At 54.9% G+C, this 23,494-nt stretch carries 31 protein-coding genes and 3 pseudogenes; 19 read left to right on the top strand and 15 right to left on the bottom strand.

What is annotated here, in order from left to right; genetic code table 11:
• The first annotated feature begins 15 nt into the window (after positions 1-15).
• From rutC to ATO67_RS23655, 10 genes and pseudogenes are all read left to right on the top strand, one after another.
• The gene (gene rutC / locus ATO67_RS21690; RefSeq protein WP_067653891.1) at positions 16-405 is read left to right on the top strand and encodes a pyrimidine utilization protein C; all 390 of its coding nucleotides are present in this window, start codon (positions 16-18) and stop codon (positions 403-405) included.
• 6 nt (positions 406-411) lie between these two features.
• Positions 412-1,206 (top strand): pyrimidine utilization protein D, encoded by a 795-nt coding sequence (gene rutD / locus ATO67_RS21685; RefSeq protein WP_067653890.1) that lies wholly within the window; start codon positions 412-414, stop codon positions 1,204-1,206.
• A gap of 23 nt (positions 1,207-1,229) precedes the next feature.
• On the top strand, positions 1,230-1,754 hold the full coding sequence (locus tag ATO67_RS21680) for a flavin reductase (RefSeq protein ID WP_067653888.1): 525 nt from the start codon (positions 1,230-1,232) through the stop codon (positions 1,752-1,754).
• Positions 1,755-1,886: 132 nt separating this feature from the next.
• Positions 1,887-3,083, top strand: coding sequence for a hypothetical protein (locus tag ATO67_RS21675; RefSeq protein ID WP_067653886.1), 1,197 nt, complete (start codon positions 1,887-1,889; stop codon positions 3,081-3,083).
• Positions 3,084-3,141: 58 nt separating this feature from the next.
• The gene (locus ATO67_RS21670) at positions 3,142-3,762 is read left to right on the top strand and encodes a phosphatidylinositol-specific phospholipase C/glycerophosphodiester phosphodiesterase family protein (RefSeq protein ID WP_067653884.1); all 621 of its coding nucleotides are present in this window, start codon (positions 3,142-3,144) and stop codon (positions 3,760-3,762) included.
• Between the two features lie 32 nt (positions 3,763-3,794).
• Positions 3,795-4,424: an HAD family hydrolase gene (locus ATO67_RS21665; RefSeq protein ID WP_067653946.1), complete on the top strand. Its 630-nt coding sequence runs from the start codon at positions 3,795-3,797 to the stop codon at positions 4,422-4,424.
• Positions 4,421-5,905 (top strand): glycosyltransferase family 2 protein, encoded by a 1,485-nt coding sequence (locus tag ATO67_RS21660; RefSeq protein ID WP_067653882.1) that lies wholly within the window; start codon positions 4,421-4,423, stop codon positions 5,903-5,905. Before ATO67_RS21665 ends, ATO67_RS21660 begins: the two co-directional genes overlap by 4 nt.
• A gap of 5 nt (positions 5,906-5,910) precedes the next feature.
• On the top strand, positions 5,911-6,606 hold the full coding sequence (locus tag ATO67_RS21655) for a glycosyltransferase family protein (protein ID WP_067653880.1): 696 nt from the start codon (positions 5,911-5,913) through the stop codon (positions 6,604-6,606).
• A gap of 113 nt (positions 6,607-6,719) precedes the next feature.
• Positions 6,720-7,161: pseudogene (locus ATO67_RS23940) on the top strand (response regulator); the annotation flags it as partial.
• A 77-nt stretch (positions 7,162-7,238) separates the two neighbouring features.
• On the top strand, positions 7,239-7,436 hold the full coding sequence (locus ATO67_RS23655; protein ID WP_082760384.1) for a hypothetical protein: 198 nt from the start codon (positions 7,239-7,241) through the stop codon (positions 7,434-7,436).
• Positions 7,437-7,680: 244 nt separating this feature from the next.
• On the opposite strand, the gene ATO67_RS21645 is transcribed toward ATO67_RS23655, so the two are convergent.
• The 10 genes and pseudogenes from ATO67_RS21645 to rpmB form a co-directional block, all read right to left on the bottom strand.
• Positions 7,681-8,196 carry a DUF992 domain-containing protein gene (locus ATO67_RS21645; RefSeq protein ID WP_067653876.1) on the bottom strand — a complete coding sequence of 172 codons (516 nt, stop codon included), beginning with the start codon at positions 8,194-8,196 and terminating at the stop codon, positions 7,681-7,683.
• On the bottom strand, positions 8,193-8,534 hold the full coding sequence (locus tag ATO67_RS21640; RefSeq protein ID WP_067653875.1) for a BON domain-containing protein: 342 nt from the start codon (positions 8,532-8,534) through the stop codon (positions 8,193-8,195). The genes ATO67_RS21645 and ATO67_RS21640 overlap by 4 nt, the downstream gene beginning before the upstream one ends.
• A gap of 63 nt (positions 8,535-8,597) precedes the next feature.
• Complete coding sequence (locus ATO67_RS21635) at positions 8,598-8,777, bottom strand: CsbD family protein (protein ID WP_067653874.1); 180 nt, start codon at positions 8,775-8,777, stop codon at positions 8,598-8,600.
• A 174-nt stretch (positions 8,778-8,951) separates the two neighbouring features.
• Positions 8,952-10,454 (bottom strand): helix-turn-helix transcriptional regulator, encoded by a 1,503-nt coding sequence (locus ATO67_RS21630; RefSeq protein ID WP_067653871.1) that lies wholly within the window; start codon positions 10,452-10,454, stop codon positions 8,952-8,954.
• A 140-nt stretch (positions 10,455-10,594) separates the two neighbouring features.
• Positions 10,595-10,765: pseudogene (locus tag ATO67_RS23650) on the bottom strand (Lrp/AsnC ligand binding domain-containing protein); the annotation flags it as partial.
• Between the two features lie 121 nt (positions 10,766-10,886).
• Positions 10,887-11,171, bottom strand: a complete 285-nt coding sequence (locus ATO67_RS21620; RefSeq protein WP_067653857.1) for a hypothetical protein — start codon at positions 11,169-11,171, stop codon at positions 10,887-10,889.
• Between the two features lie 50 nt (positions 11,172-11,221).
• Positions 11,222-11,527: an AfsR/SARP family transcriptional regulator gene (locus tag ATO67_RS21615; RefSeq protein WP_067653855.1), complete on the bottom strand. Its 306-nt coding sequence runs from the start codon at positions 11,525-11,527 to the stop codon at positions 11,222-11,224.
• Positions 11,528-11,532: 5 nt separating this feature from the next.
• On the bottom strand, positions 11,533-11,967 hold the full coding sequence (locus ATO67_RS21610; protein WP_067653853.1) for a helix-turn-helix domain-containing protein: 435 nt from the start codon (positions 11,965-11,967) through the stop codon (positions 11,533-11,535).
• 208 nt (positions 11,968-12,175) lie between these two features.
• A complete protein-coding gene (locus ATO67_RS21605; RefSeq protein WP_067653851.1) occupies positions 12,176-12,811 on the bottom strand; it encodes a queuosine precursor transporter in 636 nt (211 codons plus the stop codon).
• Positions 12,812-12,921: 110 nt separating this feature from the next.
• The gene (gene rpmB / locus ATO67_RS21600; protein ID WP_067653849.1) at positions 12,922-13,224 is read right to left on the bottom strand and encodes a 50S ribosomal protein L28; all 303 of its coding nucleotides are present in this window, start codon (positions 13,222-13,224) and stop codon (positions 12,922-12,924) included.
• A gap of 252 nt (positions 13,225-13,476) precedes the next feature.
• On the opposite strand from rpmB, the gene ATO67_RS21595 reads away from it, so the two are divergent.
• On the top strand, positions 13,477-14,250 hold the full coding sequence (locus ATO67_RS21595; RefSeq protein WP_067653847.1) for a DUF3108 domain-containing protein: 774 nt from the start codon (positions 13,477-13,479) through the stop codon (positions 14,248-14,250).
• Between the two features lie 277 nt (positions 14,251-14,527).
• Here ATO67_RS21595 and ATO67_RS21590 read toward each other — a convergent pair whose 3' ends face one another.
• Positions 14,528-14,803 (bottom strand): hypothetical protein, encoded by a 276-nt coding sequence (locus ATO67_RS21590; RefSeq protein WP_157940878.1) that lies wholly within the window; start codon positions 14,801-14,803, stop codon positions 14,528-14,530.
• On the opposite strand from ATO67_RS21590, the gene ATO67_RS21585 reads away from it, so the two are divergent.
• Genes ATO67_RS21585 through arsH form a run of 6 tightly spaced genes read left to right on the top strand, consistent with a single transcriptional unit; the run spans position 14,785 to position 18,315 of the window.
• Entirely contained in the window at positions 14,785-15,144 is a 360-nt protein-coding gene (locus tag ATO67_RS21585) for an ArsR/SmtB family transcription factor (protein ID WP_067653843.1), read from the top strand. The genes ATO67_RS21590 and ATO67_RS21585 overlap by 19 nt on opposite strands.
• Positions 15,141-15,581, top strand: a complete 441-nt coding sequence (gene arsN2, locus ATO67_RS21580) for an arsenic resistance N-acetyltransferase ArsN2 (RefSeq protein WP_067653841.1) — start codon at positions 15,141-15,143, stop codon at positions 15,579-15,581. The genes ATO67_RS21585 and arsN2 overlap by 4 nt, the downstream gene beginning before the upstream one ends.
• Positions 15,582-15,597: 16 nt before the next feature.
• Positions 15,598-16,125 (top strand): arsenate reductase ArsC, encoded by a 528-nt coding sequence (locus ATO67_RS21575; protein ID WP_067653839.1) that lies wholly within the window; start codon positions 15,598-15,600, stop codon positions 16,123-16,125.
• Complete coding sequence (arsB, locus tag ATO67_RS21570) at positions 16,125-17,183, top strand: ACR3 family arsenite efflux transporter (RefSeq protein ID WP_067653837.1); 1,059 nt, start codon at positions 16,125-16,127, stop codon at positions 17,181-17,183. Before ATO67_RS21575 ends, arsB begins: the two co-directional genes overlap by 1 nt.
• 3 nt (positions 17,184-17,186) lie before the next feature.
• Positions 17,187-17,612 (top strand): arsenate reductase (glutaredoxin), encoded by a 426-nt coding sequence (arsC, locus tag ATO67_RS21565; protein ID WP_067653835.1) that lies wholly within the window; start codon positions 17,187-17,189, stop codon positions 17,610-17,612.
• Positions 17,605-18,315, top strand: a complete 711-nt coding sequence (arsH, locus tag ATO67_RS21560; RefSeq protein WP_280940038.1) for an arsenical resistance protein ArsH — start codon at positions 17,605-17,607, stop codon at positions 18,313-18,315. The genes arsC and arsH overlap by 8 nt, the downstream gene beginning before the upstream one ends.
• Positions 18,316-18,319: 4 nt before the next feature.
• Here the strand turns inward: arsH and arsK are convergent, their stop codons facing one another.
• On the bottom strand, positions 18,320-19,558 hold the full coding sequence (gene arsK / locus ATO67_RS21555; protein ID WP_067653833.1) for an arsenite efflux MFS transporter ArsK: 1,239 nt from the start codon (positions 19,556-19,558) through the stop codon (positions 18,320-18,322).
• Entirely contained in the window at positions 19,521-19,889 is a 369-nt protein-coding gene (locus ATO67_RS21550) for an ArsR/SmtB family transcription factor (protein WP_067653831.1), read from the bottom strand. The genes arsK and ATO67_RS21550 overlap by 38 nt, the downstream gene beginning before the upstream one ends.
• 365 nt (positions 19,890-20,254) lie before the next feature.
• Between ATO67_RS21550 and ATO67_RS21545 the strand changes: the two genes are divergently transcribed.
• Together ATO67_RS21545 and ATO67_RS21540 are read left to right on the top strand one after the other, a co-directional pair.
• On the top strand, positions 20,255-21,046 hold the full coding sequence (locus ATO67_RS21545; protein WP_067653829.1) for a PRC-barrel domain-containing protein: 792 nt from the start codon (positions 20,255-20,257) through the stop codon (positions 21,044-21,046).
• 190 nt (positions 21,047-21,236) lie between these two features.
• The gene (locus tag ATO67_RS21540) at positions 21,237-21,563 is read left to right on the top strand and encodes a hypothetical protein (RefSeq protein ID WP_067653827.1); all 327 of its coding nucleotides are present in this window, start codon (positions 21,237-21,239) and stop codon (positions 21,561-21,563) included.
• Between the two features lie 27 nt (positions 21,564-21,590).
• Here the strand turns inward: ATO67_RS21540 and ATO67_RS21535 are convergent, their stop codons facing one another.
• Entirely contained in the window at positions 21,591-22,601 is a 1,011-nt protein-coding gene (locus ATO67_RS21535) for a sensor histidine kinase (RefSeq protein WP_067653825.1), read from the bottom strand.
• A gap of 159 nt (positions 22,602-22,760) precedes the next feature.
• A pseudogene (locus ATO67_RS23645) lies at positions 22,761-23,246 on the bottom strand (IS5 family transposase); the annotation flags it as partial.
• Positions 23,247-23,494: the final 248 nt, after the last annotated feature.

Here is a 23,494-nt window from a genome sequence, read left to right as displayed (position 1 = left end):
AAAGAGGAAAACGATATGCCCAAGAAAATCATTGTACCGGAAGGCACAGCCAAGCCGATTGCTCCATTTTCGCCAGGAACATTGGCGGACGGCGTCGTTTACGTGTCGGGAACACTCCCTTTCGACAAAAATAACGACGTGGTGCATGTGGGTGATGCCGCAGCGCAGACCCGACATGTTCTGGAAACGATCAAATCGGTAATCGAAACCGCAGGCGGCACCATGGATGATGTTACCATGAACCATATCTTCATCACCGACTGGGTCAATTATCAGGCCATCAACGCTGTCTATGCCGAGTATTTTCCCGGCGATAAACCGGCGCGCTACTGCATCCAGTGCGGTTTGGTAAAGCCCGATGCGTTGGTGGAAATCGCCACAGTCGCCCACATCGGCACAAAGTAGGACGCCATGCATTTCGAGGTTCATGGACAGACGCGACCGGATGCAGAAACAATTCTGTTGTCCTCCGGTTTGGGCGGATCAGGCAGCTATTGGGCACCGCAGATGGAGATACTGGGCCAGCATTTCCGCGTGGTAACCTATGACCATCGCGGCACCGGCAGAACTGGTGGTGAGGTGCCGGAAACAGGCGGCATTTCCGCGATGGCCGACGATTTGCTGGACATCGCGTCATCCCTGAATCTCGAAAAATTTCACTTCATGGGTCATGCCCTTGGCGGTTTGATTGGGCTTGATATCGCCTTGCGAAAGCCGGGCCTTATCGACAAGCTAATATTGATCAACGCCTGGAGCAAAGCCGATCCGCATTCCGGTCGGTGCTTCGACGCGCGCATAGCGCTTCTTGAAAATTCCGGCGTGGAAGCTTTCGTGAAAGCCCAGCCGCTGTTTCTCTACCCGGCGGTTTGGATGTCCGAGAACGCCGAACGGCTGGCAAAGGACGACGCCCACGGTGTGGCGCATTTTCAAGGCAAGCAGAATGTCTTGCGGCGCATCGCAGCGCTCAGGGCGTTCGATGTGGAGGGGCGGCTATCGGAAATCGAAAACCAGACGCTGGTTCTGACGGCGAAAGATGATCTTCTCGTGCCTTTTACCCGCTCGTTGCTGTTGGCAGGGGACTTGCCAAATGCAGAGCTTGTCATTTTTGAAACGGGTGCACATGCCGTCAATGCTGTCGATATCAGTGGCTTCAATGAAACGTTGAAAAAATTCCTGCTGCCCTCGGCATCAGCTCGAATTTTATGATTTAGAAGAGAAGGTTTGTTTAGATGCAGATATTGTCTCTCAAAAAGGATGTGACAATGGAGACGAAGACTGTGGAACAGCGCAGCCTGGACTATCGCAACGCGATGTCCCGATTGGCCGGTGCGGTTAACATCGTCACGACTGACGGGCCTGCGGGCAAAGCTGGTTTTGCGGCAACCGCAGTGTGCAGCGTCTCCGACAATCCACCAACATTGCTGGTCTGCCTTAACCGGAATTCCTCGGCGCACAAATCCGTTGTCGAAAATGGTGTCGTTTGCATCAATACACTGGCTGGCGAGCAGGAAGCGTTGAGCGGTATCTTCGGTGGCAAGACGCCGATGGATGTCCGGTTTGCCTCTGGCACATGGACAACGTTGCAAACGAACGCCCCTGTATTGGAGGGCGCGCTTGTCTCCTTCGATTGCCGCATCCGTACCATTCATGATGGTGTGACGCACGATATTCTGATGTGCGAAGTATTGGATACCGTCATTGGCGGTGGGGAAGAAGCTCTGATGTATTTCAAGCGAGCTTACCGGCAGCTTTGAGGGGAGGCGAAGCTATTGCGGACTGACCGCGAAAGCAGAGAACCATAAACAGTTGTTGATACAGGGGTGAACCGACAGCCTCATACAAGTTTACCATCCTACCGTTGCGGCAAATACGGATAGGAGAGCAGTATGAACATTGACCTCGATGACCTGGCGCTCGAGAGATTGATGAAGGAGCGGGTGTGGACTTTCGGCAAGGCTGGCACAGACGAAGTCTTTGCACCGAAAATGTCTTTCGAAAGCGGCGGCTGGTTGCAGGGATATGCTCATCCGAACGAACATTCCTGGAGAGTGAAGGGCGGTTGTGTCGAATTTCTGAGCCAGAACAATGCAGTCACCACACGCTTCGACACTCTGAAATCCGTAGACGGACGATTTGAAATGGAAGGGCAGGGGCGCCTGCCTGGCGATAATCCTGTTCACCGTCTCAGTGAATGCGGCCAGCGTAAAAAAAACGAAAATAGAACGGCGCTGATCGTTCCCATCCACGATGCTTACTTCACTTACGGAATCAATTTTCTGTTTCAAAGCATCGGAGCCGATTACGATGTCGTCTTCGTGTTCTCGACCGACGCCGACCGTCTGCAATTTCGGGAGATGCATCAGGCCTCGCCGTTCCTCAGCTACTCCTCCATCGTGCTATCCGATTACTTTTCCGGAAGTGCCTTGTCGGTGGTCGCCGACCGGCGCACCTGGCCAACGGTCAAGAAATTCCTCGCTTTGTCTCTGACACATCAGTTCTACGATTATCTTCTGTGCGTCGATGCCGAAACCTTCGTGCTCAATCCAACGGGTTGGACCAAAGCTTCGGAAGAGATCGTGTCTGCGGCGCGCTGGTATGGTGGCGGATTGACCGCTGCCCACACCAACGAGCGACAGATCATGTATTCGTCATCCCTCATCCTCGCCCCTGCCGAAGAGCGCGAGAACATCCGCACGGTTTCCGGCAACTGGAGCATCTATACCTGGTGGTGGGACTTACCGGTCTACTCGGCAAAAAGCGTCCCGGGCTTTCTTGAATGGATCGGCTGGGATGCGAGCCTGCAATTTGTGGAACGGCTGGTTCACAGTGTCTTCGACCATATCACCTATCAATTTTACATGGCCCTGCATGGTGGATTCTCGTTCACGCTCGTCGGTGGCGTGACGCATTCATTGGAATTCTGCAACGCCAATATCGTTTCTCGTGTTCACCAGCAGATAAACCCGATGAAATGGACAAACGCGCTCGCCTACACGCAGGACCCGGTATTCTTCAAACAAAACGATTATCTGGCGCTCTATCACATCGACAGAAAGACCTTTCCGCAATTCAATCCGGATTGATGGATTGGGCTGCAACGCCTGAAAGGCAAAACTTTCGCCAAGACTGAATGGAAACGTCATGAAAATTCTCGCGCATAGGGGTTGGTGGCTGGAACCTCACGAAAAAAACAGTGAGGTAGCCTTCAAGCGCGCTTTTGAAAATGGTTTCGGGGTCGAAACCGACACGCGTGATCAGAATGGTGTGCTGAAAATCGCCCATGATATGCCCGTGGGCGATGAGGTGATGGACCTCGACTATTTTCTGGCTCTACATAAAAGCTGTGTCGGATCGGGCACCATCGCCATGAATATCAAAGCGGACGGTCTACAAAAAGCACTCCGCGCCTCACTCGACCGCGCAGGCATTGCGGATCTGTTCTGCTTCGACATGGCTGTTCCAGATGCTCTCGGCTATTTCAACCAGGGTTTCGTCACCTATACTCGCCATTCTGAACTCGAGCCTGTGCCACCCTACTACGACAGGGCACAGGGTGTTTGGCTGGACGCCTTTTATTCGGACTGGATCACGCCCGACGTCATTCAGAAACATCGCGACGCTGGCAAACAGGTCGCCCTTGTTTCACCCGAACTACACGGGCGCGACCATGCTGCAGCCTGGGATGCCTGGGGGGATCTCAATGGTGACGACATCTCGATTTGCACGGATTTGCCGCATCTTGCCGCGGAAAAATGGGGTTAAACGTCAGCCATGAACCGGACGGACAGAATACGATGATCAAGGCAGTACTTTTCGACATGGATGGCGTTCTGATTGACGCCAAGGAATGGCATTATGAGACACTCAATGATGCTCTGGCGCTGTTTGGATTAAATATCAGCCGCACGGAGCATCTTGCTGTCTATGACGGATTGCCCACGCGCAAGAAGCTTGAAATGTTGAGCAAAACCCGTGGATTGCCGCCGAAGCTGCATGATTTTCTCAACACGCTCAAACAGAAGATGACCTACCAGGTCATCGTCGAAAAATGCCTTCCGGTCTTTCACCACGAATACGCTCTTTCCCGGCTGAAGCGGGAGGGGAAAAGTATCGTTGTGTGCTCGAATTCCGTCCGGTCGAGTGTCGAAGCGATGATGCGCCAATCCGACCTTTTGAAGTATCTGGACTTCTTTCTGTCCAATCAGGATGTCGCCAAGGCGAAGCCAGATCCGGAAATCTATCTGACCGCTATAGAGCGGTTGAAACTGCGCCCTGAGGAATGCCTGATCCTTGAAGACAATGACCACGGCATTCAGGCTGCACGGTCATCCGGCGCGCATGTACTGGTCGTTGGTTCTACCAATGACGTCACGTATGAGCGCATCATGAAAAAAATTAACTCCATCGAAGCGGTCGCCCAGTGAGATATCTTATCCCCATAGCGTCTAAGGACGATCTCTTTCCCAAGGAAGAGTTTCATTTTCCTAAACCTCTGATCGAGGTGGACGGATCTCCGATGATCTCTCTCGTCATCAACAGCATTCGCAATCGCGACGCTTCTGCGAAATTCATTTTCATCGTATTCCATCAGGATGCGCTCGAATACAGCCTCGACTCTATTCTGAAACTGCTTGCAGGCGCCAACAGCGTGGTCATCGAGTTGAACAATCCGACGATGGGCGCTGTCTGCTCCGCTTTGATGGCTATCGATCACATCGCTGACGATGAGCCTTTGGTTATCTGCAATGGCGACCAGATCATCGATGCGGATCTGTCAGGAATTGCGCGGGATTTCGTTCGTTCTGGCGCGGATGCTGGCGTTGTGACATTCAGTTCCGTGCATCCACGCTGGTCCTATATACGTGAGAACGAGAAGGGCGAAGTCATAGAGACGGCCGAAAAGCGCGTTTTGAGCCGTAAGGCGATCGCCGGCTACTATTATTTCCGGAGCGGCAACCTGTTCATCCAAGCGGCTCAAACCTACCTTCTGAAAGCCAGTCTGATCGGTGGAAAATATTATCTCTCACCCGTCTTGAACGAGGTCGTTCTCATGGGCGGAAAGATCGTGAAACACGAGGTTTCTTCCGACAGCTACATTTCGTTCTATTCGCCAAAACGCATCGAACTTTATCAAAATGAACTGCGCAGCAAGATAGCTGCCATCGCCAACCCTGCGAGACAGGTGCAGGTGGTCATTCCCATGGCAGGCCTCGGCAGCCGGTTCGCCAAGGTTGGTTACACCAAGCCAAAGCCGTTCATCGACGTCAAGGGCAAGACCATGATCGAGCGGGTCATGGATAACCTGCGTTTGACCGATGCGCGGTTTGTGCTGATCGCAAGGGAAGAGCATCTTGATGCGGAACCCGACGTCGTTGAAGAATTGAAGACTCACGGTGATCTGGCGTTTTCCTCCATCAACTTCGTCACGGAGGGGGCTGCCTGTACTGTTCTGACAGCGCGCCAGCACCTTGATCCCGATGCGCCGCTCCTGATTGCCAATTGCGATCAGATTGTCGATTTCGACTGCAGTGAGTATCTGCGCGACGCCGTGGACCGTAATCTGGACGGCTCTATTCTATGCTTCAAGGACAGGGTACGCGATCCGAAATGGTCCTTTGCGCATGTGAACGACGACGGGCTGGTCGATGAGGTCAAGGAAAAGGTCGCGATTTCAGATAACGCGACGGTCGGCATCTACTACTTCAGGCGTGCCCGTGACTTTATCGACGCGGCAACGGATATGATTTCGCATAACGACCGGTCCAACAACGAGTTCTATGTCTGCCCGGTCTACAATTACCTGATCCGGCAGGGCGCAAGAATCGGCGTCTATCATGTCGCTCCCGAAGCCATGCACGGAATAGGGACGCCTCCCGATCTTGAAGCCTATCTGGAGCTGATCTGACCGCCATGAAATGTATCGTCCCGCTGGCCGGACCCGATCTGTGGACAAATGAATACGGCTTCAGACCCTGCGTGGACCTGAACGGAACGCCATTGATCGAAGCTGCCCTCGGCAGACGAGCGTGGGCAGATCGGCTCTCAGGTGCAGATTACATATTCGTCGTCCGCGAGGTCGACAAGCTTGATGATCTCCGAGGATATCTCCAGCGGACATGGCCCAGGTGCCAGATCGTCACGTTGTCGAACCTCACAGGTGGAGCGCTGTTTTCGGCTTTGGCGGCAATGGCCCTCGTTGCGCCAGACGAACCGGTGATCATCGATTTGGCGGATATTCTGTTTTCAGATGGGCCTGATGATCCGGAGGCGCTGTTTTCGACACAGGGTTACGGAGCCATCGTTCCAGTCTTCACCTCCACCGAAAGCTGCTACAGCTATCTCGAGATCGTGGAAGGCGTGGTCACACGAGCGCGCGAAAAGGACGTCATATCCGACCACGCATCTGCTGGCGTGTACATGTTCCGAAACATGCAAGTGTTTCTGCGCGCAGCCGTTCACAATATAGATGAACGCGTTTCAATAAGCCACCGTGGCGTACTTTTCATCTGCCCCATGGTCAACGGCGTTATCGCTGACGGTCATGCGGTGGCGGCCCCTCACATTGATGATTGCCAGCCTGTAGGCAAAATTTTCCACCAGAAATAGGGTGCTAAACGATGCACACTCGCGGAGGCGTTGACGCGGAGCGGTGTTCTTTTGAGCCCTCTGTAGCGGTCTTCATTTTCCATAAGCGACATCGTTGCCCAAGCATGGGAAATAACGACGCCTATTCGCTTTTTGCAGGCGAACGTCACCCGAAACTTTTCGGGTCCAAAGTTCGCGAAGGCTGGCCCGAGGTTGCCGATTTCAACGACAATGTCATGAAACAGCCTGTCTTGCGGCACACTGTCCTACAAGGATCAGGAGCTCCCGCTTCATCGCTATGGCAGACCTGAACAGGTGTGGATGAACCTGGATTATCCACCGGTCGTCAGCGATGACGGGACCTGTGTCGGTGTGATTTCGATCTTCAATGAGACGTCGGAACGGGCAGAAGCTGCGCGGCTATCTCGCCCAAGCCTCGAACTCCTGTTTATCACGGGTTATGCGGAGAACGCTGTCCTCAACCACGGTCATCTGGATCAAGGTATGCACGTTATGACAAAGCCGTTCCAGATGGACGCTTTTGCGCGAGAGGTGAAAGAGTTGATCGGTAGGTAGCAGTCAAAATGGTATCATTAGGGAACTCTAATGCGGACTGGTCGTTTGCTCCTCGTCTTCCAAAAAGGAACCGTACAATGACTGGTCATGACCAACAGCCTATAAGCCCTGTGGAAACTCCCCGGGGTCCAATCTCTACACCGGGCATTCCCGACCGAGTGCAAGAGAAGCCGCCTGTACCGCCCATCAAAGACCCTGGTGATAGCAAAAACCCGAACGATCCGACCCTCAATCCGGCATTGCTGCCTATCGGCGACCCTGCTGGCGCTTCGTGAACTGGTGCGCTTGGATTTGGCTAACAGGACGTGTTGATAGTGTAATGATGTTTATGCCTATGGCGTAGACAGCGCTTGGTAGGGGCCGACACCAAACATTTTATGGGACATGGTGTTCGAAAATATAAGCATCAGGCATTTTTCGCAAATTCGCCCAGCGTGCTTACACATCCAAATCAGTGGTGGGTTTTGTCTCAGAGGAATGCACATGGCCCCGTTGAGCCATGTGCGCGTTGCGTGAGTATCAGCTTGCGGTGCGCAGCTGCAGGCGCGAAACGCCAGCTGCCACATTTACACCCAGGCCTGCTTCGGCACTCAGCGGCTGCAAACCGAAGTTCTTGGCGTTGCCGCCAACCAGCGCATTGGCGCCAAGTCCGATGCCGAGCGAGGCGCGGGCGGACGCGCCGACGTAAGTGCCGGCCAAACTGCCCCGGCCGATGGTTGTCGGTTCAGTGTTGTAAACGATCCATGTGATGTAGGACTTGCCGGTTACGCCGACGTCGAGACCGAGTTTGCCAATCGTGCCGGTGTAGCGTTCAACCTTGCCGCTGCGTTGCTTGAACTGGCATTCTACAGCCCGGCTGGAGCCGACCAGAAGGCCGATGCCGCCTGCGACTTCACAAGACAGCGTTCCCAAGCGTTCCTTGGGCTGCGACGCCACACGCTCTGCGGACTTTCGGTTATGCTGCGTGCTTGCTGCGGATGCTGCGGATGTAATCGTCAGTGCGCCAGCGATGGCGAGGATGATTGATTTGTTCATATCAAGTCTCTTTTCATGTAAAGAATTTTGCCCGATGCCTGACCATCCGTCAAAGGTTCGCAGGCAGGCTGAGTGGGCATTGGCAAGCACGTCTCTTGAACATCTATGGTGCTGTGAACGGGCTTGGATGAGAAATCAGCGGCAATTTCAATCGCCTTGTCCACCGCCGCGTCGCAGGACGCGTGACCCGTGAGCATGACAATGCCCTGCGAGACCTCAACATCGATCCGGCAGCCTTCAAGACCTTGCGCATAGGCAAGCAAAGACCTGATCGCAGCACAAGTTGCGCAGTGACCGGAAGACGAAACTTCGGGCGTTGAGAAATCGAGAAAGAGCATGGGGAAATTGCCTCCTTTGATCTGGTTCGCCAATGCAGGCGAACCAGATTGCTGGATCGATGCTTACTTCAGGGCGTCCCTGACAGCATCGGCACCCTTGCCAACTTTGCCCTGGACATCGCCCGCAATCTTCTCGCCCTTGCCTTCGGCTTCCAGTTTCTTGTTGCCGGTCAGCTTGCCGGCGGCTTCCTTGATTGTGCCTTTCAGTTCCTTGGCGGCACCTTCGATACGGTTCTTATCCATGATGTATCCTTCCTAAAACTGTGTTTGTCTTATCTGGCGCAGTGGGACGTTCCGGACAGGAACCAGCGCCACGCCATAGGAGATACAGCTGCAAAGGAAGCTTTTGCAGAGCGAAAAATACTATCTGAATTGGTAGAAAATGACCTTTTTTGTGAAAATCAGTCCGTTTTTTACTTATTTTTTGGCTTTTGAGTTGGCCTTGGGATCGGCCGTGCCGGTAAATCCGCGCTCACGTGCCCAGATGACAGCGGCTGCACGGCGATTGACGCCGATTTTCCCATAGAGAGAAGCGATGTGATTGCGGATCGTGTTTTTGGACAGATGTAACGTTTCACCCATCTCTGCATCGCTCTGGCCGTTACAGATCAAGCCCAGAATTTCGCGCTCGCGGTCGCTCAACTCCATCAGCCGAGCGGTGGGTGCCGCAGTCGATTGGTGCTTGAGCGTTGCCAGCCGATCAACGATGGAGCGGCTGAACCAGGACGTATCCGCCATCACGCTCTCGATCGCCTCCACCAGTTGCGCTTCGCTGCGTCTGCGCTCCGTCACGTCCTGAAGCGCCCAGATCACGCATTGCTCATCATTGATTTCTACCCGTTCGGCAGAAACGAGGCAGTCAGCCGTGCCGCCGTCTTTCTGGCGCATACGCAGGGGTTCGTTGCGAACGAAGGCATTGTCGCGCAGCTTTTGCTCCAGCGCGCGTCGTGCCGCCACATCTTCCCACAGTCGAAGATCGCTTGCGGTGCGACCGGTAATTTCCGTCACGCTGTAGCCGGAGACTTGCAGGAAGGCATCGTTGGCCTCGGTGAAAACGAAATCATCCAGCCGGGAGACCGCAGCCGGTGCCGGTGAGAGCCGGAAGGATTTGGAGAAGCGTTCCTCGCTCTGGCGTAATGCGTTTTGAGCTTTGCGTCTGGCATCGAGATCGGCAAAGGTGAAGAGCATGCACGGCTCCTCGACTACGGAAATCGGCTCACCAGCAACGATGACCAGCCGGTCGCCGCCATCTGGCAGCGGAACAAGAGCTTCGCGGTGACGGATCACCCGGCCATCGCCCAGTTTGGTGAGCGCATCCTCGCCCGTCTCGCAATTCGAAAAAAGCCCGATCGCCTCCACCGTCTTTCCAACGACGTCCTCCTTGGTGAAGCCCGTCATCTCCAGAAAGCCTTCGTTGACACGGATAAAACGGTGGTCATCCAGTCGGCAGATGAGCCCCGGCGCGGGGTTGGCATTGAACGAGCGCTCGAATCTTTCCTCCGCTTCGAAGCGCGGCGTCTCATCGCGCAAAATCAAAGCAAGAACATCCGCTTTGCCGGTGCCATCTGAAATGATCATGCTGCGCATCGTATGCACCCAGACTAGATCGAGATCGCTCGTCGGCGAGATTTCTACCGTCACATCATCGATCGTTTCGCCAGCTAACAAACGTTCGAGCGGATATTGGCCTTCCTCCAGAAGGTGATTGTTGCGATAGCGCAGCGTGAACAGGCGGCGATACTCTTTCGTATCCGCGCCCAACTCTTCGACATCAGACACGCGGTGCATGTCGAGTGCTGAGACGTTCGCCCAGGCGATACCGCCATCCGGGTTCAAGAGGATGATCCCATCACTCAAGCCGCCGATCAATTCCTGAAGACTGCTTCTGTTGATCCTGGGAGGCTCGGAAATATCACTCATGCCATATCTCTAAATGTGATTATGACTCTATATGTCGCATTCTTCCATAGAATGGAAAAGCGGAATCGTACGATCTCACGCAGTCGAGCAACCCAATCCAGAGCCTCCGGCCCACTAAGTAAAGTTGCCCACGTCAATCGCACCGTGAAACCCGTTTTGACCCGGTCCATGATGACCATCGTCTTGAAGCCCTTGATATCGGGATTTTCATAAAAGAACTTCCCGGTGAAGGCTTCTTAATCTTCAATGCTCTGCACCGTCACCATGAGGACGAAGTCGGCATCTCGGGTGACGTAGTAGCCATTCGTGACTCCTGTGGATGTTGAATCAGCTTCGGATCAGCCAGTCACCTCACAATCGATTCATCGATCACAGGACTTGCTCTAAACGTGTAAGGGGGAAGCAGAGCGATACGGGGCTGTACCGAATGGTTTAGGTGTCCCGTTGTATCATCACCACCGTATGTGGCGTAGCAGGAATTGTTTTTGCGCCGAGCCCGGATGACAATTGCTGTCTGACACAGTGATCCAGGGGATTCGCTTCGAGCAAGAGGACGGCGGCGCGTTTCAGGTCAGCATGGGCTTTCGACCGCAATAGTGGAGAGTCTGAAATGTCCATGAACAGCGATCCAAGCGTACTCAGAAGCCGCAGCCGCTCATCCCTTACCCATATGTCGAATGCAGTTTTTCCCACGCCAGCAAAAGGCAGAAATTGCATGGCGACGGCACCTCAGGCAGTATCGAGGCGCTCCAGCGGCTTGGATATTGTCACGAAGTCGAGGTCGCATGCCACCATATGCGGTTCAAGGACAAAGCGTTGGTGTCGGCAATGATCAGAGGGGCAGGGGCATTCTTCATCGCAAGCGCAAAGCGGCGCAATGTAGAACGCAAATTCCTCAGCGCTGCTTCCGCGTTGCCGGGCCAGAGAAGATTGGCGACATCGCGTCGTGCAACCGGTCTGCCGATATCAAACAGATAGGCAGAGATGAGCAAAGCCTGGGTCGGAACGTTCAGGACGTTTCCAGTCTCATCATCCAGATTACAACGGCCCAATGTGGCCAATCTAAAAACCATGTCGATCAGTTCAACGCAGTGGTGGAAATCTCTGTCATTTTCTGTGTTTCAGCATCGGTGTGGTTGCCCAAGGACTGCACAAGTTCGAGAACGCGACGGCGAACACGCGTGTCTTCAATAGCCGAAAACGCCTTGGCAAGCGAGATGCCCTCTTTCGAATTCAGAAATTGCGACAGCGCGCTCGGCGCAACCGGTGCCCGATCTTGCGACGCGTCTGGAACGCCTTCGAAGAAATAGGAAATGTGAACATCCAGCAATTCCGAAATATGCTGCAGGCGGCTGGCGCCGACCCTGTTGGTGCCTTTTTCATATTTCTGAACCTGCTGGAATGTTATTCCAAGCCCATCTCCCAGTTTTTCCTGGCTCAGGCCAAGCATGACACGGCGCAGTCGAATGCGCGATCCCACGTGTATATCAATTGAATTGGGCGACTTTTTCATGATGATGCGAAACTCCAGAACGTAAAACTTTACATATGATTGCCGGAAACTTTAGCCGTTCGCAATCGGTGATTAGCGTGAATCGCAGACACACTTTATTTCGTGTGCGCTTCAGAAGCGAAAGCACGTCGTATTCTCATCAAGACTCTGAAAAATCCTGGCATTATTGTCGAAGCGTCGATGAGCCAGCATTTGCGGGCTTCTCATGTTAACGGACTTCGACAGAAGGCATCGGCTTGAGTTTGCCCATGAGTGCGCCGTAAGGCAGCAACATGACGAGACCGACAAGCACTTTGACGCATAGATCGCCCAAGGCCCACGAAACCCAGCGTGGCGCATCAGAAGAGAAGATGCCCAGGATTGGAGCCTGTTCGATCGCGAATGCGTCATTGGGCCCAACGAAGGCGAAAGTGGTGGCGAAGGCGATGGAGAAGAACAGAGCCGTATCCAAAGCTGAGCCAAACATGGAACCGGCAAGTGGCGCGCGCCACCAGCTTTGTTGGCGAAGACGGTTGAACACAGCTATGTCGAGCAGTTGCCCGATCAGATAGGCGGTACCGGAGGCGACAGCGATACGTGGAATAGATGTCCAGAAGGACAGAGTAACGCCAACGACGAAACCCGCCATTACCACGCGTCGCGCGATGGAGGGACCAAACTGACGGTTGGTAAGATCGGTGATCAGAAATGCGATGGGGTAGGTGAAGGCTCCCCAGGTCAGTAGATCGCCTAGATTAATACCAAACAAAGTGCCCGACAGTGGGTACTGAACGAGGATATTGGATGCGACGACGACGATGGTCATCAGTCCGACGTAGACAAGTGTGAAGCGCAGATTGGGCATTTTTTTATCCTGGGTGATGCCACCAGTTAGAGCGAAGGGATAACGAGCAAAAGGCTTGAGCGGCAATTGCCAGTCAAGCCTTTTGAAAGTTCGTGATCTTGAAACCGCTATTAAGCAGCAGCGACAGCTGTTTCAACGGTCTTCTTGGCGATCTGACGACGCAGCAGACGGGCGCGCATCGAAAGTTCGGTTTCGCTTGCCTTGAGAAGGAAAGCATCCAGACCGCCACGATGTTCGACGGAACGCAGAGCAGCTGCGGAAACACGCAGACGGAAGCGCTGGCCGAGAGAATCGGAAATCAACGTAACCTGGCAGAGGTTCGGAAGGAACCGGCGCTTGGTTCTGTTGTTGGCGTGGCTGACGTTGTTGCCCGTCTGGACGCCCTTGCCGGTCAATTCGCATACACGGGACATGGGTACACCTATTTGTTGTCGTCTGTTTCACCAACTGCTCGCTACCCGGCAAAATCCGGTCAGCAATCCAACTGGCAATGATTGGAAAGTTGCGGTTCTATAGTCAGACAGGAACTTCCCGTCAAGCCGCTCGCTCTTTTTTGTGAGCGATTTCACCGGATTTCGCCGATACTCTGCTTTTTTATTGCCATAAGTCGGCGTATATCATCGCGGCAGAGGGCAGCTTTTTCTGTCAGCCGAGGTGTTACCTGAATGAATGTCAAAGTACAGAGGTTTTTCGCGGCGACTGTCCTTACGCTGGCAAGCCTGTCAACCGCTACGGCCGCTGAAACGCGTCACGATAGCGAATACAGCATCAATCTGGGCGTTTTGCCGATTGCACGCGCAAATTTTTCGACCCGCATGAACGGCTCCACTTACTCGATTACAGGTTCTTTCAGCGCGGCCGGCATTGCCAGCGTGTTGAAAGACATCTCCGGGCGAACCGATGTAGCGGGCGCCAAGCGTGGAAACCGCATGCAGGCCAACGAATATTCTCTGGTCTACAAAGATGGAAAGCGCACACGGACTTATGATGTGCAATACCGCAACGGCAATGTGACCTCAACCACGGTCAAACCTGAGCCCAAAGCAAGGCCTGACAATTGGGTCGATGTCAAAGACCGCGATCTCCGCTCCGTGCTCGATCCGATTTCCGGGCTTATTTTCCCCGTGGGCGGACGTATATGCCCCAGCCGGTTGCCGATCTATGACGGTGAGTCGCGCCTTGATCTCGTTTTGAGTTCTGGTGGAACCAAGCCGTTTACGACGAATGGCTTTACCGGTGATGCCATCGTTTGCAATGCGCGCTACGTGCCGAAATCGGGCTTTCGCAAGGGTCGCAAGGATATCGAATATTTGAAGTCGATTTCCATGGAAATATGGTTTGCCAAGGCAGGCAACATGGATGTCTACGCGCCGGTTTACGCACGCATCCCCACCAAGGTAGGCCAAGTCTATATCACGGCTACAAAATATGGCGGCTAGAGTCTGTCAGCGCTAGGCGGAATCGATTTTGGATTCTCCTTCGGCGGTATTTATGGTTCAAGTTCATCGGTGGCACCCTTCGTGCTCGACGGTCCCATGAATGGCATCGTCGTCGCCAGATTTCCTCCCGAGATGATGACGAAGTTCGGTCAGCATGCCTATCAGGATAGAACAAAGATATTGACGGTCAGCGTGCGATAGGGAAGGCCGAAGCCAAGCCTGCGCGCACCGATGGCTACGCCGAAGACAACGAACAAATAAACCATGATCCACCTCTTCACGATTTCGTCGTCTGAAGGGCGCTCGCTGCGGCGACCTCATGGCCCAGCACGTCCCAGTGCTCAAGATGCCCGTGGGCGATCATCTTGTTTTTGAGGAGCGCACCATGGGTCCGGCAGAACTTATCGCGGGCTGCAATGAGCTCTATGTAGTATGCACCATCAACTCCAGAATGGGCCTTCCTCTTGGAAAGATCAGGCTTGTGCAGCTTCACAAACGTGTTGACTTCTCTCACACTTCCAGTAATCTGGATATATGGAACAAGAACAGGCAATTCTCGCTCTTGCAGCGCTCGCGCAACCAACCCGTCTTGAAACGTTTCGGCTGCTTGTCAAGCATGCGCCGAAAGGGTTGCCGGCCGGCGATATAGCGCGTGCGCTCGTGGTGCCGCAAAATACGATGTCGGCGCATTTGAACATTCTGTCGCGGGCAGGGCTCGTGTCCTCGCAACGACACAGCCGGATCATCATGTACCGCGCTGAGCTCGAACAGCTTCGCGATATGACGCTGTTTCTCCTGAAAGATTGCTGCGGTGGATCGGCGGAACTGTGTGCGCCACTCATCGCCGAACTTACGCCTTGCGGTATCCCAACACCAGAGGAAAGTCCGGCATGAGCGCGCTGAGCGTCGAACAAGTGCACGGGAGCGACCTTGATCTCAAGAAAGCGCTTTTGGAGGCCGATTTGCCAACGGATGACATCGAGGATGAAGGGCGGACCTTCTTCAGGATTGTGTCCGACGACAATCAGACGGTTGGCTTCGCTGGTCTTGAAGCATGCGAGGATGACAAGCTTCTGAGATCGGTAGTCATGCTGCCGGGTCAAAGACGGAAAGGTTTCGGCCATGCAGCCGTCTCGGCGGCTCTTGTACATGTTGAGCCGGGCCGCGACGTTTTTCTTGTGACCACGAACGCGTCGCCCTTTTTTGCCCGCCTCAGCTTCATCGAAGTTCAACGGGAAAATCTGCCAGCCGCAGTGCTCGCGACACGGCAGCTTTCCTCTCTCTGCCCATCATCGGCGACCATCATGAAACTTACCCGCCCCCCAACCTAACACACGGATCACTGACATGACCGAAAAGACCTATAACGTGCTCTTCCTGTGCACGGGCAATTCCGCACGTTCCATCCTTGCCGAAGCCGTCCTCAACAAGGAAGGTGGCGGTCGCTTCAAGGCTTACTCGGCTGGCAGTCAGCCGAAGGGCGAAGTCAATCCCCACGCGCTCAAGGAACTCGCGGCCCTCGGTTACCCTTCGACAGGCTTCTCGTCCAAGAGCTGGGACGTGTTCGCTGAACCGGGTGCGCCACAGATGGATTTCATCTTTACCGTTTGTGACAGTGCAGCAGGTGAAGCCTGCCCGGTGTGGATCGGTCACCCGATGACAGCGCATTGGGGTGTCGAAGATCCGGCAGCAGTGACCGGAACCGAAGTCGAAATCCAGCGCGCATTCGCGCAGGCCGCACGGTTCCTGAAGAACCGCATCACGGCATTCCTGAGCCTTCCGCTCGAATCCATTGATCGCTTGGCCCTCGAAACACGGCTGCGGCAGATCGGGACGATGGAGGGAACCACCAACGGCCAAGGGAAGACCGCCTGATGTCCACCTTCGAACGATATCTCACCGTCTGGGTCGGTCTGTGCATCGTGGTCGGGATTGCGCTCGGCCATTTCATTCCCAGCGTTTTCCAGGCCATCGGTGCAGCTGAAGTGGCAAAGGTGAACATTCCTGTCGCAATCCTCATCTGGCTGATGATCATTCCGATGCTCATCAAGATCGACTTCCGTTCGATGGCGCAAGTCGGTAGCTATTGGCGCGGTATCGGCGTCACCCTGTTCATCAACTGGGCGGTGAAGCCGTTTTCGATGGCGCTTCTCGGCTGGCTGTTCATCGGTTGGTTGTTCAGGCCTTACTTGCCGGCTGACCAGATCGATTCCTATATCGCCGGTTTGATCATCCTTGCTGCGGCGCCCTGTACCGCAATGGTGTTCGTGTGGTCGAACCTGACGCGTGGCGAGCCATTGTTTACCCTCTCCCAGGTGGCGCTCAACGACGCCATCATGATCATTGCGTTTGCGCCGATCGTCGGACTTCTGCTCGGTCTGTCGGCCATCACCGTTCCCTGGGACACGCTGGCCATCTCCGTTGCCCTTTATATCGTCGTGCCCGTCATCATCGCGCAGATCCTGCGAAGCTGGCTGACCGCGGACGGGACGTCCGCCCGCCTTGACCGGATACTGGAGACCCTGCAGCCGCTTTCCCTTGTGGCCCTTCTCGCAACCCTTGTTCTGCTTTTTGGCTTCCAGGGTGAGCAAATCATTGCTCAGCCAACCATCATCGCGCTTCTGGCCGTCCCGATCCTGATCCAGGTCTATTTCAATTCTGGGCTCGCCTATATCCTCAATCGCATGTCGGGCGAGCGGCATTGCGTCGCCGGGCCATCCGCACTGATCGGCGCCAGCAACTTCTTCGAACTTGCCGTCGCTGCCGCGATCAGCCTTTTCGGCTTTCAATCCGGTGCGGCTCTTGCAACGGTTGTCGGCGTCCTGATCGAAGTACCGGTCATGCTCTCGGTGGTCTGGATCGTGAACCGCTCAAAGGGATGGTACGAATCGTCCCCCACCGTTTCCCGCAACGAAAAATCCCAAAGGACCTAGATCATGGACGTCAGAATCTACCACAACCCGGCTTGCGGCACCTCGCGCAACACGCTCGAGCTTATTCAGCATGCTGGTATCGAACCCACTGTCATCGAATATCTGAAAACGCCACCAAGCCGTGAACAGCTTTCAAAGATGATCTCGGATGCCGGGCTGTCAGTGCGCGTCGCTATTCGTGAGAAGGGCACGCCCTATGCCGAGCTTGGCCTCGACAACCCTGACGTCAGCGACGACCAGCTTCTCGACGCGATGATCGAGACACCGATTCTGATCAACCGGCCTTTCGTCATTACCCCGATGGGGACGCGCCTGTCGCGCCCCTCCGAGGTCGTCCTCGATATCTTGCCGGCGGACGCGTTCAAGGGTCCGTTCAGCAAGGAAGGCGGCGAACAGATCCTCGACGAGGAAGGAAAACGCATTGTCTGATACATTCCCCGCATTGCAGGAGCCGCATCTGCATCAACCGGACCTCGACGCTCTGCGCCCGACCTTCTCGACGCACAAGCCGCGGATATTGGTCCTTTACGGATCGCTCCGCGAGGTCTCTTACAGTCGGCTGCTCGCTTTCGAGGTTGAGCGCCTGCTGGAAAGGCTGGGATGCGAAGTGCGGATTTTCGATCCGAAGGGCCTCCCGCTGCCCGACGAGGCGCCCGTCAGCAATCCCAAGGTACAGGAGCTGCGTGAGCTGTCGCAATGGTCAGAAGGTCAGGTGTGGGTCAGTCCCGAGCGCCATGGAGCAATGACCGGGATACTGAAGTCGCAGATCGACTGGATACCCTTGTCGATCGGGTCCGTGCGGCCGACGCAGGGCAAGACGCTGGCGGTCATGGAAGTGTCCGGCGGCAGCCAGTCCTTCAATGCCGTCAACCAGATGCGGATTCTGGGGCGGTGGATGCGGATGATCACCATTCCCAACCAGTCCTCGGTCGCCAGAGCATATCAGGAATTCGACGCTGATGGCCGGATGAAACCATCCTCCTACTACGACCGGGTCGTTGATGTGTGCGAGGAGCTGGTCAAGTTCACGCTGCTGACCCGCGATGCTTCGACCTATCTGACGGAGCGCTACAGCGAGCGGAAAGAACAGGCGGCGGAACTCGAGAAGCGGGTTTCGCTGAAATCGATCTGACCGATCAGCCTGTCGGGGTGGCGGGTTGCCTGCTGGAGGCCGCCACCGCGACAAACGCCGCGATACTGATCACTCCAAGGCAAGCGTTTGCCAGGAGTGCGAAGTCGAGGCCGATATTCTCCATGGCTGCTGCAAAAACGAAGGGAGCGCCCGCTCCGACTGCAAGCCGTGCTGCCGCCATCTTGCCAGTGATCGCACCGTAGCCGTCCGACCCGAACAGATAGAGCGGCAGGCTTCCCTGCGCGATGCTGTTGATGCCGGAACCCAAGCCAAGGCATATCGCGAACGCGACGGCCCCGGGAAGCCAGTTGCCAGTCGCCAGCAGGATCAGAACGCCGAGCACGATCAGTACCGCGGCAAGGACGGCAAGCTCTGGTGGAGACAGGTTCTTTCCGAAGACCATGTTGATCAGGCGGCTCAAAACCTGCGCGGGACCAAAGAGCGACCCGATCACCACGGCTGCTGCGCCCAGCCCGATCGATCCGAGCATCGGCACCATGTGGGCGAGGATCGCCGCGAGCGTGAAGCCCAGCAACGCGAATGCGAATGAGACGAGGATCATTCCTCGGCGTCTCGCATGCGGCGGGATCGCGCCGACGATGGTCTCACGCGTGCGGATCGCCAGATCGGCATTCGATGCCGTTTTGCCGACGCGCATGATCCAGTAGTGAAGCGGCATGCAGAGGAACATGTTCAAGCCTGCGAAGACGAGGTAGATCTCGCGCCAGGATAGATATACGGAAAGTGCTGCCGAGATGGGCCAGAAGATCGTCGATGCGAAGCCGCCGATCAGGGTCAAATAGGTGATGCTGCGCGATGCAGATAGGGGATCGCTTTCGACAAGTGCCGCAAACGCTGCCTGATATTGGACCATTCCCGACGATATCTCGATGAGGATAACGGCGACGGCAAAGATGGCGATGGACGGCGACCATGCGCAGAGCGCCAATGTCAAAGCGGCAAGTGCGGAGCCGATCGTCATGATGGTTGCGGCGCCGATCCTGTCCATCTGCCTGCCGATATAGGTGGCAGACAGGCCGCCAATGAAAAGCGACGCCGAAAACACCCCGAACACTTCAGCCAGCGTCAGATCGAGATCCGTCGCCATGCCAGGCGCTAGAATACTGAAGCTGTAATAGAGGGTGCCGTAACCGATGACTTGTGTAAGGCCGAGAGCGGAGACGATCCCCGCAGGTACGCTGGTCTTATGCAACGACGGGGCCCTCGGAAGATTTTTTGTCATTAGAATAACACGCTCTGGAATGCTCGACGTTCTCGCGGATGGCCGGATGGCCAGCGCAGCAATCGTCCATCAGGAACTTCACGAGGTCTGCCAGAGCATCGTAGCTCGCGCTGTAGATGATCGACCGAGACTCCCGTCTCTGAGTGATAAGGCCTGACCGTTCCAGTTCCTTGAGGTGGAAGGAGACATTCGTGGGCGAGACGCCCATGCGTTCCGCAATGACGCCAGCGGCAAGACCATCATGGCCGGCAACCACAAGCGCGCGCACGATGGCGAGCCGGGTTTCCTGGGACAGTGCCGCAAAAGAAGTCAGGGCTTGACGGTCGTCCATAATTCAATAATCCTTGAATAATTGTATTATTACATAACCTAGATGAACGCGATCGACAAGACAAATTCTGCCGCCTTCCATGCATTGAGCGCATCGACGTGTCGGCCGCTCAGATATACTTTATTGTCCTCTTCGCCCGTCGTCGGCACATTCTTACCAAGCAGCAATTCTGCAGTTTCATGCTGACAAGTCATGGATTATCGCGATGCGCGGGTTTCCTTTATCAAATCCGATCCGCAGATGGAACGAAACAGGACCTAGACCGTTGTGCCATCATGATCGAGGCGTCACGCGGTACGCTCTTTCCGGATTGACGTGCTTTACACCACGAGGTCGAAGCAAAATCCGCCGATCGGACCTATCTCATGACTATCCTTAAAAAAGCGGCTGTTGCCGTTGGGCTTGCCGTTGCGCTGTGTGCGACGCCGGTGATGGCGGCCTGCAACATCTCCGACGCCAAGCTGGAAGAGGCAATTTTGCAAAAGCCTGAGTTGCGTGATCCTGAGAACCGATATCTCGTCCTCGACCTTAGAACTTTGCGCGATGCGGCTTTCCTTTTGTGGACCTATGGGCTGGAAGATGACTGCGAGCGTCTAGTCGGCAACATCAAGGAGCTGATCGCCTCACCCTCAATGGGTGAACGTGGCACAAGCGACGAAGATGCCGTGGATCAGCAACAGGCTGCAGGTCAACCGCTGCAACAACGGCTGGGCAAGGTCAAAGGTAGTCGCGGTACGCTCAACGAAGGACCTCTCGTGCCAATCAGTGCCCTTGATCCGGGTCTTCTGGTCAACGAAATTGTCGGGGCAGAAGTCAGAACGTCCGACGACAAAATCGTCGGCGAGGTTCGCAATGTCGTCATCGGCACCAAAGACCAGAAAGACTATGTCATTGTCGCGTCCGGCGGCTTTTTTGTCCCGGGAAAAGACAGTTTGGTGGTGCCGCTTCTATCGCTGGTGATCGACCGCGCAAGAACCAGCTTCTTCCTGCCCATCACCAATGATCAGGTGAAATCCGTACCACTAATGCCGGATCAGGATTATCTCTGGCTGGACGACAAGGAATGGCGTGCCAAGAACGACGCGATTTTCCAGAGCCTTGTTTCCAACGTTGCTAGTATAGAAAAGACCCTTGGACAGAGGTTGGATCCGAAGTGATCTTCAAAACGCAAATAGCCCTATAGCCGTGAATGTCTCGAATGCATTGCACACCCAATTTGTTAAACAGCGATAATGCGAGGCACGCTGCCGAGGTCGAATACCTGACCGTAGGCTAAGTTTGATTGTGCCGCACACCTTCACACAAGACGCTCATTCACATTTCATTTTTGCGAAGATTGGAAATAACATGACCCACTATGCCGCCGACAAATCCGTTCTTGCTGAAATCGTGACGTTGAGGGATGCGCTCCCGACATGGATTGTAAGCACGGTCGAATTGGTCGAGCTTGCAGAAAACGCCGAGCGGGCGGCCCGTGCCGTCAATCCCGAAACAGCCGACAGGTCGCGTCAGCTCATAGTTGAAGTTGCCGAATGGCAGCAGAAATTGACAAATTGGCAACAGGAGGAACTCAGCCCACGTCTTCTGGCCGAGCTGCGGATTCTCAAGGCTACTCTGGATGCCTCCATGGATGAGGCAAATGCGGCTGCAGCCGAGCTGATGCTTTTCATCTGATACATTCGGGGCATCCGAATCAAGATTTTAGCTTGCTAGACGCTCCGGATCGACAACCAGCGTAACGACGAGGCCATCCTGAGCCCAGTTATAGTCGATCGAGCCGCGCAGGTGCCCCGTGACACTACGTTCTACCAGCTTGCTGCCATAACCAGACTTGGACTGTGGGTGGACGACTTTCGGGCCGCCGTTTTCAGTCCAGACAATCGTGACAGCCTCGTTTTGCGCCGAGCATGAAACGTCAAGGGTTCCCGTATCAACCGACAGGGCGCCGTATTTCAAGGAGTTGGTGGCAAGCTCATGGACGATCAGCGCGACAACGGTCGTTGCCCCTTCGCCCACGCTCATTCGTGGCACGGAAACACGGATACGCCCGCTGAAAGCGCCGAGATCATCATAAGGTGCGAGAAGCACGGTCAGTAGATCACCCAGCAAAGCGGATGGCGCCTCCGTTTGCCCGGGCACCGGTCGGACGAGATCATGCGCCCGTCCCAACGCTGTCAGCCTGAGCGTCAACTCGCGGGCCATATCCTCAACCGTTGTCGTTGACCGCGAGGTAATGGCTGTAAGACCAGAGGCAATGGCGAGAAGGTTTTTTACGCGGTGGCTCATTTCCCCCGCCAGCAGTTCACGGCCTTCTTCGGCCTGCTTGCGTCCTGTGACATCGATGAAAATGCCGAACATGATCCCCTTGATCATGCCGACGTCGTCACCCTGTCCACGGGCCGAAATCCATTTGAGTTCATCACCGATCATAATCCGGAAATCAATCTCATAGGCACCGATGATGGAGCGAGTCGCTGTGAAGGCTGCACGAACTCGGTCACGGTCGGCCGGATGAATGTGTGCGGAGAGATCTTCGAATGTGACGTCCTTGCCTTTGGGAACCCCCCACAGCTCATAAGAATGATCATCCATAGCGAAGGCGTCAGTGCTGACGTTCCAGGACCAAAGAGTGACGCCTGCAGCTTCAATGGCGCGCACCAGATTTTTCGGTTCCCACAGAAGTGGCTTGAGTGTCTCCGGCGTCGTCGTCATTGGAACTCCAAATTGTCTTACGTTCAAGCGAAAGGACCTTCGTCGTCACGCTCTTGAATTCCAGCTCTATAGCGAAAATACGACCGGAATGTCAGAATAGTTTGCAATGGTAACATTTGCGATATTTCTTTCGGAAAGCTAGGCTCAGGACTCGTTAAATCACAGCCAGAAGATTACGGCGGCTGCGATGCTATGCTTGAGAAAAAGGTGTGGGCGCATCGATCGTATCGAGTGTGAATTCGCCTCCGGTCCTTGAGCCTGCCAAACATGTTTTCGATCTTGTGGCGCTTTTTGTAGAGCGCCGGATCATGTGAGATTGGCACCTTGCGGTTTGCCCGTGATGGAATCCAGGCAGTTATCTAGCGTTGCGCCAATGCGTCTCGAAACCAGTCGGCGTCATATCCTTTGTCGGCCAGTAGCGACTTTGCCTTGGGGAAGGCCTGAAGCATCCGCGCGGCACCTTTGTAGTCGCTCATCTGCCCTTCGCTTAGAATCAGGATCAGCGGTCGGCCGGACCATCGCAAACAGCATGCAGCTTGGAGTTCAACCCGCCTTTGGCGCGTCCGATACGTCGGGGAACATCCCCTTTTTTAGCCGACTGGCTGCGGTGCGATGGGCTTTCAAATGGGTGGCGTCGATCATCAACAGACAACCAACTTTCGTGAGAAATTTGAACACAGTGATACTGGCTTTAGGAAAGCGATATCAAAATGTCGAAATTCGATTGTCATTCTTTAACAGGACTGAATTCGTAGACAAATTAGCCTCGACAGTTCACGATAACTCATGATGCATAGCTGGCGCCATGGGATAAGACAGATCGTGTCCCGCAGCGTGGTGTAGCTTATGACATCCACGGCGTATTCCGGGCTTGGCCGGATGATTGTCAGCGT

It is taken from the genome of Agrobacterium bohemicum, assembly GCF_001562555.1.
Classification (GTDB): Bacteria; Pseudomonadota; Alphaproteobacteria; order Rhizobiales; family Rhizobiaceae; genus Agrobacterium; species Agrobacterium bohemicum.
This window is presented reverse-complemented; position numbering and strand designations above follow the sequence as displayed.